Raw genomic sequence first — 17,430 nt, forward strand, 5'->3', positions numbered from 1 at the left:
GTCCCTCATTCGAATACCCCTGTCGCGAACAGGCTTCCCAGATCGATCGCACCCTTCCACTGCGCAAGTCGGGGATGGTCCACGCCACGTAGAACAGTAGCCGCACCACTCCGTTCGAGACGGGAGATCACCAGGTCGGAGAGTTCGCCGTCCGCGAGTACCACCGGAGAGTGGGTTGAGACCCAGACCTGGCCATCGTAGAGCGACCGCAACGACTGCATGATTGCTTCAATCGCTTGAGGATGAACGCTGTTCTCAGGCTCCTCCACGACGAGCAGCGAAGGGGGATCTAGCAGGTACGCGACTAGAGTGAACGCCATGATGCGAAGCGTGCCTTCCGACAGTCCAGACGAGGTCACCGAGAAACCACCTTCGTAGGTCACTCGGAAGTACGCATGGTGGTCTTCCTCGCGTTCGTGCACGGAGATATCGGAGATCTGAGGAAGCGCCGTTTGAACGTGCCCGACCCACATCGCAAAGCGCTCCGGATCGTTTCGAAATAAGCCAAGGGCCAGCCAAGGAAGGTTCTCACCAGAGGCCATCAGGGTGCGGTCTAGGCCCGGAGGGGCAGCTGCTCGTAGTTCGGTCCACTTAGGGTCAAAGAACAGTCCGCCGGTCAGCAGCTGATCGAGGAGCCATCGCCCGGCGGCGAACTCCATCTCCGCCTCGTATTGGAGGCGTGGGAGCGCCGCGACGGTGCGGTCGACTTGCGTCTCCTTTTCCTTAGCTCCTTTCGTCTCCGGTCGAATCACCACCTCGGACGTTTGCTCGCTGTGTACGTCGCGCTTCAGGATGAACCGCCAGTCGTCTTGGTCCGCGTTTTCTCCCTGCATGGGGAGACGTCTTAACTCGTAGGACTCCGACAGGGGGAACACGAAAAGGTACTCGTTTCGCACAGTGATCTGGTTTCCGCTTTCAACCTCGAGGCGGAGCTCGTACCGAATGTGGGTCGGGTGCTTGTCCGGTGCGTGGCGGACCGGGGCAGGAGCTGCATCGACGAGCGCCGTCGCGATGTGATCGGGCAATTTCGCTTCTATGCCGAGCGTGAAGCTATTGCGCTCGGAGCGGAACGGGACTTCCGTAAGGCTCGTAGCGCGCGCCCCTCTCCCGAGCATGCGAGCCACGAAAGCCTGCGCAACGTTGCGAGAGCGCAGCAAGTCGCCGAGCAGCATAGGGATGTCGAGCAGGGTCGTTTTTCCAGACCCGTTGGATCCGGCAACAACCGCGAATGCTCCGAAGTTTATTCCGAGTCGTTCGAAGCACCGATAGTTGGTGGCGTCGATTCGCGAAATCATTTGCCAGGCTCCGGGTAGACCTCGCGAAACTCGCGAAACGCCTCCGCGATGCGCGGCAGGTCGTCGTCGACGGTCTTCTCCTTCCGCCGGAGCACGCGGACCACGGAGTGTCCATTTACGCGGATGCGCTCGCGGTGCTCGACTTCTTCGACGAGCTCCTCGCCGTCGGGTCCGCGCTTGTAGAGCGTGTTCCCCCGCCGGTCGAAGCCGACCTTTTCGGCGACGGCCATAAACACCGGGTAGTCGACCTTCTGGCCGAGGTCCTCCGCGCGGATCTCCTCGTCGGTCTTCTTCTTGAGGAAGAGCAGGCTGGTCAGGATGTTCACGTTCGCCTCGACGATGAACACCTCCACCGGCAGGTCCACGCTGGCGAGAATCCAGCAATGCCGCAGCAGCCACCAGCGGATGTACTCGTCGCCGGGGTTGCCGAGGATGCCGTCGGGGAGGACAATGCCGGCGCGCCCGCCGGCCTTGAGCCAGTCGAGGCTGCGTTCGATGAAGAGCACCTCCGGCGCCACGCTGCCCTGAAGCCGGCCCGTGTTCCGGAACCCCCCGTCCTCGGTCCGCTCCCAGATATGCGCCAGCTCGTAGTGGCGCAGGATGTTCGGATCGGCGACGGGGATGTTCGACCCGAATGGAGGGTTCGTCATCACCACGTCCATCGTGCCGAGGTCTGCCTTGCCTTTGGCCTCGGAGACGCCTTGGAGGTGGCCGACGGGGAACTCGAGCGAGTTCATGTTGAACACCCGGGCCTGACCGTTGCTGGCCATGAGGATGTTCATCTGCGCCGCTCGCACCAGGAAGGGATCGAAGTCGGCGCCGAAGAGGTTGTGTTCCGCGAAGTTGATGAGCCGTTCCTGAATGGAAAAGAAGTCGTCGGTCGACTCCTCCCCAGACGGAACGTTTGTCTCGTCGTGAAGCCGGGAATCGATGTGCTTGAGGGTTGACACGAGGAAACCGCCGGTGCCGCATGCCGGGTCCATAACGCGCTCGTGAGGCTTGGGGTCGAGCATCTCGACCATGAGGTCGACCGGGCCCCGGGGGGTGAAGTATTGCCCGCGGTCGCCGCGGATGTTGTGCTTCACCAGCTCCTGGTAGGCCGCGCCCTTGGCATCGAGGGCCGTACGCCCGAGGTCATACTTGGCAAGCTCGCCGACGATGAACGCGAGGGCGCGGTCCGATAGCGTGATGCGGGGCGGGTTATCGCGGAAAACGGTGTCTTTGTACTTCTTCGCGACCTCATCGACGAGCTGCTTGACGCGGGCGCGGATGGCCTTCTGGCCGTCGGGGTCGAACTGCTCGTCGACGAGCTGTTTCTTGCCACCCACCTGCTTCTCGAACATACCAGCCCAGAACCGCGGGGGCTGGTCCTTCGGGCGGCGCTCATCGTGGAGCTTGGCGAAGATCAGGTAGAGGAACTGCCAGAAGGCGGCGTCCTTCGGCATGCCCTCGTTGCCGTGTATGTAGTTGTGGCAGCGGCGGAAGGCCGTCAGCAGCATGTCGCGATCGGCGCGGCGCAGCTGCGCGGTGGAGGCGACGGTGCGGCTGCCGAGCGTGCCGTCGGCCATGGGCCAGTCGCCGCGCGGGTGGAACTTGACGTCGAACTTCGTGGTCTCCTTCTCAAAGAAGAAGAAGTCGAGACCGTTGGTCCACAGGCCCCAGCGGCAGTTCTCGGCGTCCTCTTGACCCATCACCGCGTAGAGCAGGCCGAACTCCTTCTCGGCCTGTTTGTGATCGCGCATCTTGTAGGCACCCTTTGACCCAGTCTTGGGCTCCTTGTCGCAAATGACCACGCGGCGAAGGTTTTCGGGAGTCTTGTCGGTACCGGTCTCGAAGATGGCGATATCGATGGACTTCTTGCGGCCGTCGACCTTCAACTTGTAGTCGGGGACCATGTCCTCGACCGAGATACCGTACTCGTGGAAGAGTGCTCGCGCGATACGTTGGCGAACCTGCTCCTTTGGCGTGTCCTTCACCGGCTCGCCGGTGATGTAGTCGAGCAGTGTCCCCTCTTCCAAGGAGGTCAGCTCGTCTTGTTCATCATGCGGGGCTTCGATGTTCGACACTAACGTTGTCTATATATAAGGTGAGGTTTGCCGGTTTGGCCTGGGCGACTAGCTCTGACATGCGCACTGGAGCTGCCTCGTACGAGTTGCGTGGCGGCCCCCAGAATGTTCCATCGTAAAGTTACGAGCGACGCGACGCGCGCGCACGGTTAGCCTCCAGATATTGCCTCAGCGTTCGCCCCAGGCTTCGCCACCCAGATCCACCCTTCCTTAACCGCCAAATGCAATTCGTACGGCTGAGGGGCTACAGCTTGACCAGTCAGGAGGTCGTGCGCGACGAGCAGACATGCGCAGGCATCCCTAGCGTGGTTACTTAGATCCAGCCGGCCACCCGCGAGCCGGCGCTCCTTGCCCGGCCCCTTCCGCCGCTTCCGGTCCTCGAGGAACGGCCAGTAGTTCCCCTTGGACTAACACGCGTTCCCCGTCCCCGTCTCACAAACTAGAAACGCCAAATCCACCATGGACATTTCGGGATGGCGAGCGCGAAGTCGCGCTATCGCCGCTGCGTGCACGATCTCACTCAACTCCAGCGCATCCCGCAATCGTGCCTCGGGTGAACGTGCGCGCAACGCGGCCAGCCGTACGGCTTCCGCCTCCGCGCTCGTATCGCTCACCCGAGACATGACCGGCGCCCCATGAGAGTTACGACCGCACCAGCTTCTTGTACTTGATGCGATGCGGCTGGTCGGCATCCGGACCCTTGCGACGCTTCAGGTCCTCGATGTACGCGAAGTAATTGCCCTCGAACCACACCACCTCGCTGTCCCCCTCGAAGGCCAGAATGTGCGTGGCCACACGATCCAGGAACCAGCGATCGTGAGAGATGATCACCGCGCAGCCTGAGAAATCGAGCACGGCGTCTTCGAGCGCACGCAACGTATCCACGTCGAGATCGTTGGTGGGCTCGTCGAGCAGCAGCAGGTTGCCGCCCTGCATCACCGTCTTGGCGAGATGCAAGCGATTGCGCTCACCACCCGACAGGTTGGCCACCAGCTTCTGCTGGTCGGCGCCCCTGAAGTTGAAGCTCGCCGCATAGGCACGCGAATTGAGTTCGCGCTTGCCCACGGGAATGGTTTCGCGTCCACCCGAAATTTCTTCCCACAGCGTGCGCTTGCCCTCGAGCGTGCGGTGCTGATCCTGATACGAGATCTGCACCGTCTCGCCCACCACGAGTTCGCCGGCATCGGGCTTCTCGAGCCCGTTGATCATGCGGAACAGTGTGGTCTTGCCGGCGCCGTTGGGACCGATGATGCCCACGATGCCCGCGCGCGGCAGGTCGAAGTTGAGATTGTCGAACAGCAGCTTGTCGCCAAATGCCTTGCGCAGGCCCTTCGCGCGCACCACGTCGTTGCCGAGGCGCGGCGCCGGCGGAATGACGATTTCGTTTTGCATGACCCGATCGTTCTGCGCCTCGCTGGCCAGATCCTCGTAGGCCTGCAGACGGGCCTTGTTCTTGGCCTGCCGCGCACGCGGCGACATGCGCACCCACTCGAGTTCCTTCTCGAGGGTCTTCTGACGCGCGCTGGCGTGCTTCTCTTCCTGCGCGAGACGCTGCTGCTTCTGCTCCAGCCAGCCGCTGTAGTTGCCCTCGTACGGCACACCCTTGCCGCGGTCGAGCTCGAGGATCCACTTGGCCACGTTGTCGAGGAAGTAGCGATCGTGGGTGATGGCCACGACCGTACCCGGGAAGCGCTCGAGATGATGCTCCAGCCACGCCACGCTCTCGGCGTCGAGGTGGTTGGTGGGCTCGTCGAGCAGCAGCATGTCCGGCTCTTCCAGCAGGATCTTGCAGAGCGCCACACGACGCTTCTCACCACCCGACAGATTGGTCACCGGTGAATCACCCGGCGGCAGACGCAGCGCATCCATGGCCACGTCGATCTTGTTGTCGAGGTTCCAGAGATCGTGCTGGTCGATGTACTCCTGCAGCTTGCCCTGCCGCTCCATGAGCTTGTCGAAATCGGCATCGGGCTCGGCGAACTGCAGTGAGATGGCGTTGAACTCGTTCAGCGCATCACGCTGGGCCTTGACGGCCAGCTCCACGTTGCCGCGCACATCGAGCGTCGCGTCGAGCTCGGGCTCCTGCGGCAGATAGCCGATGCGCGTGCCCTTGTGCGCCCAGGCCTCGCCCTGAAACTCGGTGTCCACACCGGCCATGATGCGCAGCAGCGAGGACTTGCCCGCGCCGTTCGGACCCAGCACGCCGATCTTCGCGCCGGGATAAAAGGACAACCAGATATCGTCGAGGATGATGCGCGAGGGTGGAACGACCTTGCGCAGGCCCTTCATGACGTAGATGAATTGCGGAGCCATGGGTGCGGACGGGGTGCAGGGAAGAACGGAACCCTGAAGTATAACCCGTCCGGTCTCCGGCTACGGCAGGCCCTGCGCCCTCGCTTCGGCCAGACGCGCCAGTACCTTGGCCTTGAGCGCGGCGGCCTGCGCCTCCCGCCCGGCAGTGGTGCTCTGGTCAATGTGCAGCAGCCCCAGAAAGCGACGCTGGGTCTCCGTGAGGTGCAGGCAGCCCGTGCAATGCGTGAGGTGGGCCTGCACTTCCTCCTGCGACAGGGCCGTCAGTTCGCCGTCGAGATAGGCCCAGAGCCGACGCGAGGTCTCACGACAGTCGATGCCGTTCTGCCCGGCGCCCCCGTCCAGACACGGCGCGTCCTGATTGTGTTGGTACTGATAGTCGTTCCCGCTCATGCGCCCTGCCCTCCCGTGCGCAGTCCCAAGTCTTCCGCGTACTGCGCCAGTGCCTGCTGCAACTGCCTTCGCGCCCGATAGAGCCGAGAGCGCACGGTGCCCACCGGAATCCCCTCGGCCTGCGCGGCCTCCTCGTAGCTGTAGCCTTCCACGTCGATCATCATGACCAGCACCCGCAGGGAATCCGGCAAGGCCGCAATGGCCGTGTCGATGGCTGCCGCGAGGTCAGGCTGCTGCTGCCAGTCGTCGCCCAGTTGCCCGAGGAAGGTGGCGGCTTCACGCGCCCCGGCCAGACTCTCCAGCTCGGGCGACTCCAGCGACACGCTGTCGTCCTTCTTTCGCCGTGAGCGGAAGAAGGTGTTGCGGCACACCGTGAACAACCAGCGCGCCACATCGGAGCCCGGCTGGAAGGTGTGCCAGCCGCGCAAGGCGTTGAGGTAGGTGGACTGCACCAGATCCTCGGCCTCCGCATCATTGCCCGTGAGCCGGCGCGCGTACTGCAGCAGCCGAGGCAGGTAGGGCAAGGTGGAGGACTCGAAGTCCGGATGTTCGGCGGGATTTGCTGCTCCAGCCATCGTCTTCCCGGTCAAGTCGGCAAGGGCCGCGAACGTTCATCGTGAACGTCCAAAGCCCTCAGGCAATTGTGACGGGTGGACCCGCCCCCTGTCCATGGCGGCTTTTGACGTAGCTTTCCGGGAACGGTCCACGTACCCGCCCCGTATCCTGCCATATGGCTCTGCTTCAGCTCACCGATATCACCGCCCAACTGTCCGGCAACCCGGCCGCCGCGCTGCCCCTGCTGTTCGGCGCGGGGGTGCTCACCAGCCTCACGCCCTGCGTGTACCCCATGATTCCGATTACGGCGGCCATCGTTGGAGGTCAGTCATCATCGGAACAGGCAGGAATCACCAAGGCGTCACGGTGGCGACCTTTGGGCCTGTCCATGGTATATGTGGTGGGGCTGGCGTCGGTGTACGCCGGCCTGGGACTGCTAGCCGGGCTGACGGGTACAATGTTCGGCACCGTGTCCAGCAACCCCTGGGCGTTTTTTGTCATGGCCAACCTGCTCATGCTGGCGGGGCTGTCCATGCTGGACGTGATACCGGTACGGGTGCCGGCGGCGGTCATGCAGCGGGCCGCCTACGCGGGCACGGGCGGACGGGCGGCCGGCGCCTTTGTCATGGGCGCCGCTTCGGGCCTCGTGGCCGCGCCCTGTTCGGCGCCAGTCATGGCCGCCGTGCTCACCTGGGTGTCCACCACGCGGTCGGCGGGCCTGGGCTTCACCTACCTGTTCGTGTTTTCGCTGGGGATGTGCACCCTTCTGGTGGCGGTCGGGGTATCGGCCGGAACACTCAGCCGCCTGCCGCGCGCCGGCGCGTGGATGCTCACCGTGAAGAAGGGCTTTGCCTTCGTGATGATCGCGATGGCGGAGTACTATCTGGTGAAGATGGGGCAGGTGTATTTCTAGCGAACTGCACATAACCGATCAGTTTCGGGTTCTGAGTACGGGTTCCGGGTCATGGGTCCACTCAGAACGCGAAACCTGAACACAGAACTCATGACTGATCTTCTCAACGCGTTCCGTCGCGCTGCCGCCATCGTGGCCGTGGCCGCCATGCCCGCCTTCGCCCAGGACTCCGGCATCCCGGTGGGTGACAAGGCCCCCGGTGGCCCCTTGGAAACGCTCACCGGTCAGACCGTCGACCTGTCGAACTACATCGGCAAGCAGCCGGTGGTGATCGAGTTCTGGGCCACCTGGTGCGGCAACTGCAAGCAGCTCGAGCCGGCCATGCGCAAGGCCATCGCCACACACGGCAAGACCGTGCAGTTCGTGACGGTGGCGGTGTCGGTGAATCAGTCCATCGAGCGCGTGAAGGCCTGGCAGGCCGCCAACAAGATGCCCGGTGTCTTGCTGTACGACCGCAAGGGAACCGTGAGCGGCGCCTATGATGTGCCGGCCACCAGCTACGTGGTGGTCGTGGACAAGACCGGCACCGTGGTCTACACCGGCGTGGGCGGCACGCAGGATCTCGAGGCCGCCATTCGCAAGGCACTCTGAGCGGCGCGCGAGCCATGCACGAGGAGACCCGTCCGGCGTCGGTGACCATTCGCGACGTGGCCAAGGCCGCGGGCGTGTCCATTGCCACGGTCTCGCGTGTGCTCAATGACGCCGCGCGCGTCACCGACGACACGCGCGACAAGGTGCGGGCCGTTGTGGAGCGCATGGGCTACGCGCCGCAGGGCCCGGGCCGCACACCGCTGCTGCGACGCACGCGCACCCTCGGCGTGCTGTTGCCCGAACTCTACGGCGAATTCTTCTCCGAGTTCATTCGCGGCATCGACGAAACCGCCAAGCGCCACGGCTTTCTCACACTCATCACGAGCGCGCGCCGCGAGGCACACGAAATTGCCGCGGCCGTCAGCAACATGCGCGGGCGCGTGGATGGCTTTCTGGCCGTATCACCATCGGTGACGGCACGCGCGACGCTGTCCGAAGTCGCCGATCGCTATCCCACCGTACTCGTGGGCGCGGGCAGTGATGTGGGGGCGTTTGCCGCGCTGTCGGTCAACAATTTCCAGGGCGCCGCGAGCATGATGAAACATCTGCTCTCGCTGGGCCATCGCTACATCGTGTTTCTGCGCGGCCCGCTAGGTCAGGTGGATGCCGCCGAGCGTCTGCATGCCGTGCGTGAGGTGGCCAACTGGTATGACGACGTGGAGCTGCGGGAGCTGCCAGGTGAGTACCGGATGGACGCGGCGTACGAGGCCATTTCCGAACTGCTGGCCGACGGCGTGCGGCCGGACGCGATCTTTGCGGCCAACGACACCATGGCCGTGGGTGCGATTGCGGCCGTGCGCGACGCCGACTTGCGCGTGCCGGAGGACATTGCGGTCACGGGGTTCGATGACATCCCGATGACACGTTTTCTGACGCCACCGCTCACGACGGTGCGGATGCCGATTTACAGTCTGGGTGAGCGCGCGGCGCTGCGACTGATTGAGGCGCTACGGAGCGGAGGCGGGGCGGTACCGGCTCGGCATGAGGTGCTGCCGGCGGAGTTGGTCATTCGGTCGAGTTGTGGGGCGGCGAAGAGGATGCTGGCGGAGTTGGATAGCGAAGACTGAGGGTCGGAATCACGCGATCCGCAACTCCCGGATTCTGTGATGCGGCAGCATGAGCCACGCACACTCATGACCCATTGCCCACGGCTCACGGCTGTGGATCGCGTACCGCGGTTCGCGACTGAGCATCCCACCCGCTCACCTTCCCAGTATTCCCTCAAACCACTCACGACTCTCCCGCTCCGTCTGCCGCTCCAGCACCGCCAGAAACCCCGGCGTGTCGCGTGGCCCGCTCGTCGCAAACCAGCGCGCGAGCAGATAGTCCATGCGTGACTCCCCGATGCGCCGCGCGAGCGAGTCGAGCAGCACGGGCGCCTTGCGATACGACACCACCGCGTTCGGTCGTGCAACCGCACCGGCACGCCAGACGGCCTGCTGCGCGGGCGGTACCGACGCCAACTGCTGCGCGGACAGCTGCGCATAGCGCGTCAGATGTGCGCGGTACGTGCTGTCGCCGTGCAGATGGCGCACAGCGCGCAGCGCCACAAACTCGGCAAGTCCCTCATTGAGCCAGTTGTCCGGCCCGCTGCTGTTGGCGCCCGTGGCCCAGGTGTGGGCGAGTTCGTGGCAGAGAAACAGACTGCGCGCGACCTCCGCGCGTAGTTCGGCGCCAGGCAATGTGTCACGACGCGTGAGTTCGTTGGCCGAAATGACGATGTAACCCGCACGTGCGTAGCCAGGTCCCGTGCGCGGCGCGAGCACGATGTCGGCCTTGGCGAGTGGTTGATGTGCACCGTAGTTGGTGTTCAACCACTCGGCGCAGTTGCGCGTGGACGTGAGGTAGCGCTGCACGTCGGCGCTGCTCGCCGACACATGATGGACCGCCACCGCGCCGGCTGTGGTGGATTGCAGCCCACGAGCCGCAACGAGGGCAAAGTCCGGCAGCGGCCGCGCATTGTGCAGCACCACCGTGTCGCCGCGCATGCTGAGCGCCGCACTCGTGCGCACACGACGCGCGGCATCCGGCGGCAGGACCAGCCGCGCGGTCCCTACCACATCGTGCGCGAAGTCGGCAAACACGGGAAACCAGAAGCTGTCGAGGCCGAGCTCCAGCCACTCAGCCGACGCGCCATTTATGCGGTCGTCGCTGAACTGCAACGTGCCGCGCACATGCAGCGTGGCGCGGCGTGGTGAGGCGGCAGCGCCCGTTCCGGCCGCTTTGCGCCAGCGCAGCACATGACGACCGAGTCCGCGCTCGGTACCGCTCTGGTGTGCGGCCAGCGCGGCGCCGTTGGCGGAGTCGAGCACGAGTCCGGCGTTGAGCAGCAACACCGTGCTGTCGACGGTCGGGTCGGTCTCGGCGACGGTCCAGCGCGCCGAGAGCCTGCCGGTGGCCGGGTCGAGCAACACGGTGCCGTCATAGAAGGCCCCCGGCTGCGATTCAGGCGATACCGGAGGTGGGGCTGAGCGGGTTCCGCAGGCCCCGAACAGGGTGACTACCGCGGGCAAGGTCAGACGAAAAAGCAAATGTCTCATGCCGCTTGGACAGGCAGGGGGCCTCAAGGGTTCAGACCAGCTCGCCAAAAACCGGTTTGGGGTGACGAACAGTTGACTCTTGACACCCTAACATCTCAGCACTAAGATACTGTCAGCCTTCAACTGGAGCCTGTATGCAGCTCACCGGAATTCATCACCTGACCGCGGTTTCGGCCAGGATTCGCGACAACTACCGCTTCTACACGCAGATCATGGGCATGCGGTTGGTCAAGCGCAGCGTCAATCAGGACGACGCCAGCGCCTACCACCTGTTCTACGCCGACAAGGTCGGCTCGCCCGGTTCGGATCTGACCTTCTTCGACTTTCCCGTGTTGCCCGAGGTGCGCGGCACCCGGTCCATCACCCGCACCGCGTTGCGGGTGAACGGCTTGGACGCCCTGCAGTTCTGGGACACGCACCTCACGGACCACGGCGTGCGGCATAGCGCCATCGAGGAGCGCGACGGCCGGTTGGTCATCGACTTCGAAGACCCGGAGGGCCAGCGGCTCACGCTCATCGACGACGGCGGCGTGGGCGAGGCACACCCGTGGGAAAAGAGCCCGGTCCCTGCCACCTATCAGGTGCGCGGCCTGGGTCCCATCAGCCTCAGTGTGCCCAGCCTCGGGCCCACCGACGGCATTCTGCAGAAGCTGGGTCTTCGCCCGGTGCGGAGTTATGCGCATCCCGAGCGGCCCAGCAACACCGTCGAGGTTTACGAAATGGGCCCAGGTGGTGCGGCGGCCGAGTTGCACATCGCGCGGCAGCCCGAGCTCTCGCCGGCGCGTGGTGGCGCGGGCGGGGTGCACCATGTGGCACTGCGCACGCCGGACGCGGACTACGACGCCTGGGCCGATCGCCTGAATACGCTGGGCATCCGCAACAGCGGCAAGGTGGACCGGCACTGGTTCCGCAGTCTCTACTTCCGTGAGCCCAACGGCATTCTGTTCGAGCTGGCCTCGGACGGACCGGGCTTCGCGGTAGACGAGCCGGCGGAGACGCTGGGTGAGAAGCTGGTGCTGGCGCCGTTCATGGAGCCGCATCGCGAGGAGATCGAAGCCAACCTGGTGCCGCTCGGCTGAGCGGCGCCCTGTCCAACACGGAATCATGACCAGTACCCTTCCCGTTACCACGGACTCTTTCGTTCACGTCGCGCGCCCTGCGCGCGGCGTGGACACCACGCTGCTGCTGCTGCATGGCACAGGGGGCGACGAACGCGACCTGTTGCCGCTGGGTGAGCAACTGCTGCCCGGTGCCGCGCTCCTGAGTCCGCGCGGCAATGTCAGTGAGCGTGGCATGCCGCGATTCTTCCGTCGTCACGCCGAAGGGGTGCTCGACCAAAAAGACCTTGCGCTGCGCACCACCGAGCTGGCCACCTGGCTGCCACTCGCGCTCGAGGCCCACGCGCTACCCACCGGGCGTGTGATTGCCACGGGCTTCAGCAACGGTGCCAACATTGCGGCGTCGCAGCTGTTGCGCGGCCTGCCGGGTCTCCATGGCGCGGTGCTGCTGAGCCCCATGCTGCCATTCGAACCCGATGTCCCACCCGCATTGCCGGGGGTGCGCGTGTTCATCGGCGCGGGGCGCAACGATCCGCTGGTACCCGTGCCACAGGTGGAGCGCCTCGCCGCCCTGCTGCAAAGCGCTGGCGCCGACGTAACGGTGCATTGGACGGCCGGCGGGCACGGCATCACGCCGGATGAATTCGAGGCCGCACGTGCTTGGATGGCCGGCTGGGTCGACTGACGCGCATTCAGGGTGCGACGACGCATTTTCGTCCCACCCCAACGCGGTTCGACCCTGACAGCTGCGTGCAGTCCGAGGACAAGCGGGAGCCCCCTGCAATTCTGTGGTGCAGCTGCCGATACTTGAGGCCGTTGTCCGGTTTCCGCACGGTAGTCTCGACTTTTCCTCGCATCACGGTCTCATGTTCGAAGAACTTTGCGACGACGCCCACGAGGCGCACGCGATGAAGCTCATTCATCGTGCGGTGCTCACCATCGGCGTCTGCTTTCTTGGCTTTGCCGGCTTTGCCATCTCCACGCGCCTCGGCGCCGAAGTGCCGCCGTCGTCGGTGACCTACGGCAGCGAGCAAGCTCCCTCTGACGCGTCGGTGTTTGGCGACTGATCCACGGTCAGGCGCTGGACCAACAACGGGCTGCCCTCGGGCGGCCCGTTGTTGTTTGCCTCAGGTCGGCCGGCATTTCCGCCGTTCCATTGAAGTTGACGGGACGGACCGCCGATACTTCCGATATTGATCTCACGGATCGGGCATCTCGAAGCAGGGTCCTCGCCGAACCGATGCGGTCCCGAGTCTCCGCCCATGAAGGTCTCTCCACTTCGGACGCAATGCGCTCTGGTCTCGCTGATGCTCGCAGGCGTGCTCCAAGCCTGCGACGCGCCGCGCGTTGGCCGACCGGCCATTGGCACCGTGGTGGGATATTCACTGAATGACGCGGTGCGCCTGGCGGTTGCTGACGATTCGGTGCAATACGGCCGTGTGGTGGCCGACACCATTCTGAATGGCGAACCCAATGCGCGCGCCGCAACATCGATCGAGCTGGCCACACAGCTCGTGCAGCAGCCCCGTGTGGTGGCCGTGATCGGACACATGAACAGCAGTGCGAGTCTCGCGGCGGCGCAAACCTACAACGACGCGGCCGTGGTGCAGATGGCGCCCACATCGACCTCCGAGTTGTACGGCACGGCTGGTGCCTTCTCGTATCGCATGGTGCCCAGTGACGCGGAACAGGGTCCGGCCCTCGCGCAGGCCATCGCGCGGGGCTTTGCGCATGGCACACGTGTGGCGGTGATGTACGTGAACGACGACTACGGGCGCGGTCTGCGCAGCAGCTTCCGCCGTGCGCTGGACACGTTGGCCTATCCGCTGGTGGCAGAACTGCCGCATCTCGACGGACAGGAGCGCGGGACGTCGGTGAATGCCGATGTGGCGCCAGTGGCGGCGGCTCGCCCGCAGGTGATCGTGTGGATTGGCCGCCCGACCACCTTGCACGCCGTGCTGCCGTCCATTCGGCGGGATCTGGGCGACGTGACGGTACTGGGGAGCGATGCCACCACGGCGTGGACGGTGCGCGGCAATGCCGACGGCGTACTCACCGGCGTGCAGTACGTGGACTTTCTCGATCTCAACGCCACGCCTGATCTGCGCGCCTTTGCCGACCGATTTGCCGCGCGATTTGGCTACAGTCCCGGTGCCGCGGAAGTGCTGACCTACGACGCCGCGCGGCTGCTGCTGCGTGCAATCCGCGATGGCGCAGAGAGCGGTGAGGCCGTGCGGCAGTGGCTCGATGGCTTGGGTCGCGAGCGTCCGGCGTTTGTCGGCGTGTCCGGCAGCGTGACATTCACGGCCGATGGGGACATGCAGCGCCCGTTGGTCGTGCGCACCATCCCGGCGCCCGATGATTCGCTGCGCGCGCGTGCCTCCCAGGGACGCAGGCCGTGAACCAGTCCGCTCGGCGTTCTCTGCGCCGTCGTCTGGCGCTGGTTGGTGTCTGGTCCGCGCTCACCACGGCCCTGCTGCTGGCTGGTCTTGCTGTGTACAGCAGCCGGGCGCAGCAGCAACTGCGCGTCACGACGCTGGGCGTACTGGAAGAGCAGCGAATCGGCGACGCCGTCATTCGCGGCGTCATGCAGCAGATCTCCATAGCCGGCGATCCCGCACCGACCCGTCGCAGCGAGCAGGTGGCCCGCTTCGACTCGGTGGGTAGCGCGGTGTACGAGCATCTGCGTGGCTATCTCTCGCGTCCGCTCTCGACGCAGGAACGCCAGCAGATCGAACGTGTCAAGGAGGAGCATCAGCAACTCGAGGTGGCCGCGCGTCGGGTCATGAGTGCGGCATCGAGCACCAGCTCGTACTCGGTGGATGCGAGTGCCGACATGCGGCGTCACGCCTTCACCCTGCTTGATGTGCTGCGCGATTTCGTGACCATGCGGGAACGCGCGCTCGAGTCGCTGGTGGACACACAGGCCGACACCATGCGGCGCGTGACGGTCTCGCTGGTCCTGCTGGTGGCCATCTTTGCGTTGGCGCAGGTGCTGGTGGTGGCGCGTTTTGTGCGCCGACGCGTGACCATGCCGCTCGAACTGTTTGGCGAAGCGGTCGCGCGCGTGGGCGCGGGCGACCGGGATGTGCGACTACCGGCCGCTTCCGATCAGGAGTTTGCCCAACTCGCGGACTCCTTCAACGCCATGTCGGCGCGTCTCGCCAGTGCACGGGCCGATCTCGAAACGCGCAACAGCTCACTCTCCGAGGCGTTGGCCGAAGTCCGCACCACCAAGGACGAACTGGTGCGCAGCGAAACGCTGTCCGCCATCGGGCGCATGACGGCCGGTCTGGCGCACGAGCTCAACAACCCCCTGGCCACCGTGCTGGCCTCCAGCGAGTTGCTGGCCTCGCGACTTCGCGAGGGAGCAGCACCAACGACCGCCGAGCTGGATGTGCACTATGTCGCGCCCATTCTGCATGAAGCGCGGCGTGCGCGATTGCTGGTGCGCAGCCTGCTGCAGTTTGCGCGGCGCGGCGACAGTGAGGTGCGGCCGGTCCCGTTCCGCGAATCGCTCGACGTGGTCACGGAGCTCCGGCAGTTCGCCTTCGCCGCCGCTGGCGTTCGACTGGAAGTCGCCGGTTTTGCGGACGCCTGCGTCATGGCCGAACGACAGCACCTGCAGGGTGTGCTGCTCAACGTGCTCAACAACGCGCTCGATGCGTTGTCCAATCAGGTGCGCGATGACGGGGCCGTGGGTGTCGTACGCGTGGACGCACGCCGAGAGGCCGCGAGCTTTGTGGTGACCATCAGCGACAATGGTCCAGGCCTGCGCGATCCGTCGCGGGTGTTCGAGGCGTTCTACACCACCAAGGATGTGGGCGAAGGCACCGGACTCGGTCTGGCACTGGTCGACCGCTTCATGACGACCTTTGGCGGCAGTGTCACGGCGGAGAACATCGACGGGGGCGGCGCACGCTTCACGCTCACGTTTCGATTGGCCGATCCGGCGCTGCTTCCCGCGTCGGGCTGTGTCACCGATCACGTCCCGCCGCTGCCCACGCCCGTCACCACGCCGGTCGTCGTCGACAGTGTGTTTCCCATGGCGCCGCACGCCAAGGTCGGCGCGGCACCGCCGCGTGCCTGCGTAATGGTCGTGGACGACGAAGCGCCCCTGCTGCGCGCGCAGGACCTCCTGCTGCGCCGGCTTGGCGTGGACGTTGTGCTATGCGGCAGCGTGGCCGAAGCCCAGGCAGCGCTGGATGTCCGCCACGTGCACGTGGTGCTCTGTGACGTGAAGATGCCGGCGGCGAGCGGCCTCGTGCTGTACGAGTGGATCGAGCAACATCGTCCGGCCCTCGTGCCACGCTTCGCGTTCGTGACCGGCGACGTGGAAGCACCGGAGCTGCAACGCTTCGCCAGCGCCCATCCGACGGCCCTGATTGCGAAGCCGTTCGATGTGCGCGAGTATCTCGAACAGGTGCGGCGTCTGCTGGACGCGCCGCCGGCCGCCGCCACTCGGTAAGGACCCCGCGCAGCCACGCGGCTGCGCAGGTCCTGCCATTATTTCACCCGGTCAGAGATGCGCCCAGTCCCGACACAATTCACGGCGTGGCCACCACGTGCGGCGCAGTGGCTGCTGGTGTGTGCGGCGAGCTTCGCTCTGGCCTGCCGACCCGAGCCGAAGCCGGTCTGGCGCGTCGGCTTGCTGGGAACACTCGAGGGCCGTCTGGGCGAGGCGTCGGGTTTGCCGGCCGAGCGTGGCGCGCGCATTGCCGTCGACGAATTGAACGCGGCGGGCGGCGTGGTCATCGGTGGCGTGGCCCATGAGGTGCGGCTCATCTCGCGCAATACCGGCGCACGATCGGACGAAGCAGCGGCGGCCATGCGCGCATTGATCAATCGCGATTCGGTGGACGTGGTTGTGGGCCCGCAGTTCAGTCGACTGGCCGTCACCGCCGCGGTGGTGGCCGACGCCGCCAACGTCCCGATGATTGCGCCGATGGCCTCGAGCCCGGCGGTGACGGAGGGTCGACCGCTGGTGAGTCGCATGGCCTTCCTCGACGCCGTGCAGGGTGAAGTGCTGGCGCGGTTCATCTTCGATTCACTGGGTGTGCGCCGCGCTGCGGCCATGCACAACGCGGCAAGTGCCTACGGTGGAGAAATCGTTGCGTTGTTCGGCACCACCTTCGAGGAGCTCGGTGGCCGGTTGGTGGCGCGCGAAACCCACGCCGCTGATGACACCACCGCGCATGTGCCCGAGGTAGGTCGCCTGTTGGCTCAGGCTCCCGAGGTGCTGCTGCTGCCCGATCTGTCACCGCGCGACAGTGTGATGCTGCGTCGCTTGCGGGCATCCGGATTCCGTGGTCGCGTGTTGGGCAGTGACTCATGGGACGCGGTTTCCATGGCGCGCATTCCGGATCTGAGTGGCACCATCATCGTGGCCAACTGGGATCGCCGCGCCGAGCGTCCGGGCGCGCAATACTTCATGCAGCAGTGGTTCGCAGAGCCGAAGGCCGAGGCGCCGCGTGCGGCGGCCGTGGCCACATACGACGCCATTCATCTGCTCGCGCGCGCGGCCACGCGCGCCGGTGTGCGCAGCGGCCGTGCGTTGGCTGACAGCGTGCATCACTTCGGTGCCTACGAAGGGGCCATGGCCAGCTACACCTTTGGCGGCAACGGCAATCCGAAGCGCAGTGCCACCATACTCGAGGTTCGCGGTGACTCGACCCTGCTGCGCGCGGTGATCGAGCCGCGCCGATAAGG

Annotated in this window: 15 protein-coding genes; 9 read left to right on the forward strand and 6 right to left on the reverse strand. The window is 65.4% G+C overall.

Annotation, left to right across the window (positions count from 1 at the left end; translation table 11 throughout):
• Positions 1–5 precede the first annotated feature (5 nt).
• From mads3 to B2747_RS02960, 5 genes are all read right to left on the reverse strand, one after another.
• On the reverse strand, positions 6–1,295 hold the full coding sequence (gene mads3, locus B2747_RS02940; protein WP_291156697.1) for a methylation-associated defense system AAA family ATPase MAD3: 1,290 nt from the start codon (positions 1,293–1,295) through the stop codon (positions 6–8).
• Positions 1,292–3,361, reverse strand: coding sequence for a methylation-associated defense system DNA methyltransferase MAD2 (mads2, locus tag B2747_RS02945; protein ID WP_291156700.1), 2,070 nt, complete (start codon positions 3,359–3,361; stop codon positions 1,292–1,294). The genes mads3 and mads2 overlap by 4 nt, the downstream gene beginning before the upstream one ends.
• Before the next feature lie 642 nt (positions 3,362–4,003).
• Positions 4,004–5,674, reverse strand: a complete 1,671-nt coding sequence (gene ettA / locus B2747_RS02950; RefSeq protein WP_291156702.1) for an energy-dependent translational throttle protein EttA — start codon at positions 5,672–5,674, stop codon at positions 4,004–4,006.
• A 60-nt stretch (positions 5,675–5,734) separates the two neighbouring features.
• Positions 5,735–6,064, reverse strand: coding sequence for a zf-HC2 domain-containing protein (locus tag B2747_RS02955; RefSeq protein ID WP_291156706.1), 330 nt, complete (start codon positions 6,062–6,064; stop codon positions 5,735–5,737).
• A complete protein-coding gene (locus tag B2747_RS02960; RefSeq protein ID WP_291156708.1) occupies positions 6,061–6,639 on the reverse strand; it encodes an RNA polymerase sigma factor in 579 nt (192 codons plus the stop codon). The genes B2747_RS02955 and B2747_RS02960 overlap by 4 nt, the downstream gene beginning before the upstream one ends.
• 155 nt (positions 6,640–6,794) lie before the next feature.
• Between B2747_RS02960 and B2747_RS02965 the strand changes: the two genes are divergently transcribed.
• The 3 genes from B2747_RS02965 to B2747_RS02975 all read left to right on the forward strand — a co-directional run bounded on the left by B2747_RS02965 (position 6,795) and on the right by B2747_RS02975 (position 9,190).
• Positions 6,795–7,532: a cytochrome c biogenesis protein CcdA gene (locus tag B2747_RS02965; protein WP_291156710.1), complete on the forward strand. Its 738-nt coding sequence runs from the start codon at positions 6,795–6,797 to the stop codon at positions 7,530–7,532.
• 90 nt (positions 7,533–7,622) lie between these two features.
• A complete protein-coding gene (locus B2747_RS02970; protein WP_291156712.1) occupies positions 7,623–8,123 on the forward strand; it encodes a TlpA family protein disulfide reductase in 501 nt (166 codons plus the stop codon).
• A gap of 14 nt (positions 8,124–8,137) precedes the next feature.
• Complete coding sequence (locus B2747_RS02975; RefSeq protein ID WP_291156713.1) at positions 8,138–9,190, forward strand: LacI family DNA-binding transcriptional regulator; 1,053 nt, start codon at positions 8,138–8,140, stop codon at positions 9,188–9,190.
• A gap of 135 nt (positions 9,191–9,325) precedes the next feature.
• On the opposite strand, the gene B2747_RS02980 is transcribed toward B2747_RS02975, so the two are convergent.
• Positions 9,326–10,663, reverse strand: a complete 1,338-nt coding sequence (locus B2747_RS02980; protein WP_291156715.1) for a M1 family aminopeptidase — start codon at positions 10,661–10,663, stop codon at positions 9,326–9,328.
• 134 nt (positions 10,664–10,797) lie between these two features.
• On the opposite strand from B2747_RS02980, the gene B2747_RS02985 reads away from it, so the two are divergent.
• From B2747_RS02985 to B2747_RS03010, 6 genes are all read left to right on the forward strand, one after another.
• Complete coding sequence (locus B2747_RS02985) at positions 10,798–11,742, forward strand: ring-cleaving dioxygenase (RefSeq protein WP_291156718.1); 945 nt, start codon at positions 10,798–10,800, stop codon at positions 11,740–11,742.
• Between the two features lie 25 nt (positions 11,743–11,767).
• Positions 11,768–12,406: an alpha/beta hydrolase gene (locus B2747_RS02990; RefSeq protein ID WP_291156721.1), complete on the forward strand. Its 639-nt coding sequence runs from the start codon at positions 11,768–11,770 to the stop codon at positions 12,404–12,406.
• Positions 12,407–12,587: 181 nt separating this feature from the next.
• A complete protein-coding gene (locus tag B2747_RS02995) occupies positions 12,588–12,788 on the forward strand; it encodes a hypothetical protein (RefSeq protein WP_291156723.1) in 201 nt (66 codons plus the stop codon).
• Positions 12,789–12,983: 195 nt separating this feature from the next.
• Entirely contained in the window at positions 12,984–14,123 is a 1,140-nt protein-coding gene (locus B2747_RS03000) for an ABC transporter substrate-binding protein (protein ID WP_291156726.1), read from the forward strand.
• Positions 14,120–16,189 carry a hybrid sensor histidine kinase/response regulator gene (locus B2747_RS03005; RefSeq protein WP_291156729.1) on the forward strand — a complete coding sequence of 690 codons (2,070 nt, stop codon included), beginning with the start codon at positions 14,120–14,122 and terminating at the stop codon, positions 16,187–16,189. The genes B2747_RS03000 and B2747_RS03005 overlap by 4 nt, the downstream gene beginning before the upstream one ends.
• A 57-nt stretch (positions 16,190–16,246) precedes the next feature.
• Positions 16,247–17,428, forward strand: coding sequence for an ABC transporter substrate-binding protein (locus B2747_RS03010; RefSeq protein ID WP_291156731.1), 1,182 nt, complete (start codon positions 16,247–16,249; stop codon positions 17,426–17,428).
• Positions 17,429–17,430: the final 2 nt, after the last annotated feature.

This window comes from Gemmatimonas sp. UBA7669 (assembly GCF_002483225.1).
Classification (GTDB): domain Bacteria; phylum Gemmatimonadota; class Gemmatimonadetes; order Gemmatimonadales; family Gemmatimonadaceae; genus Gemmatimonas.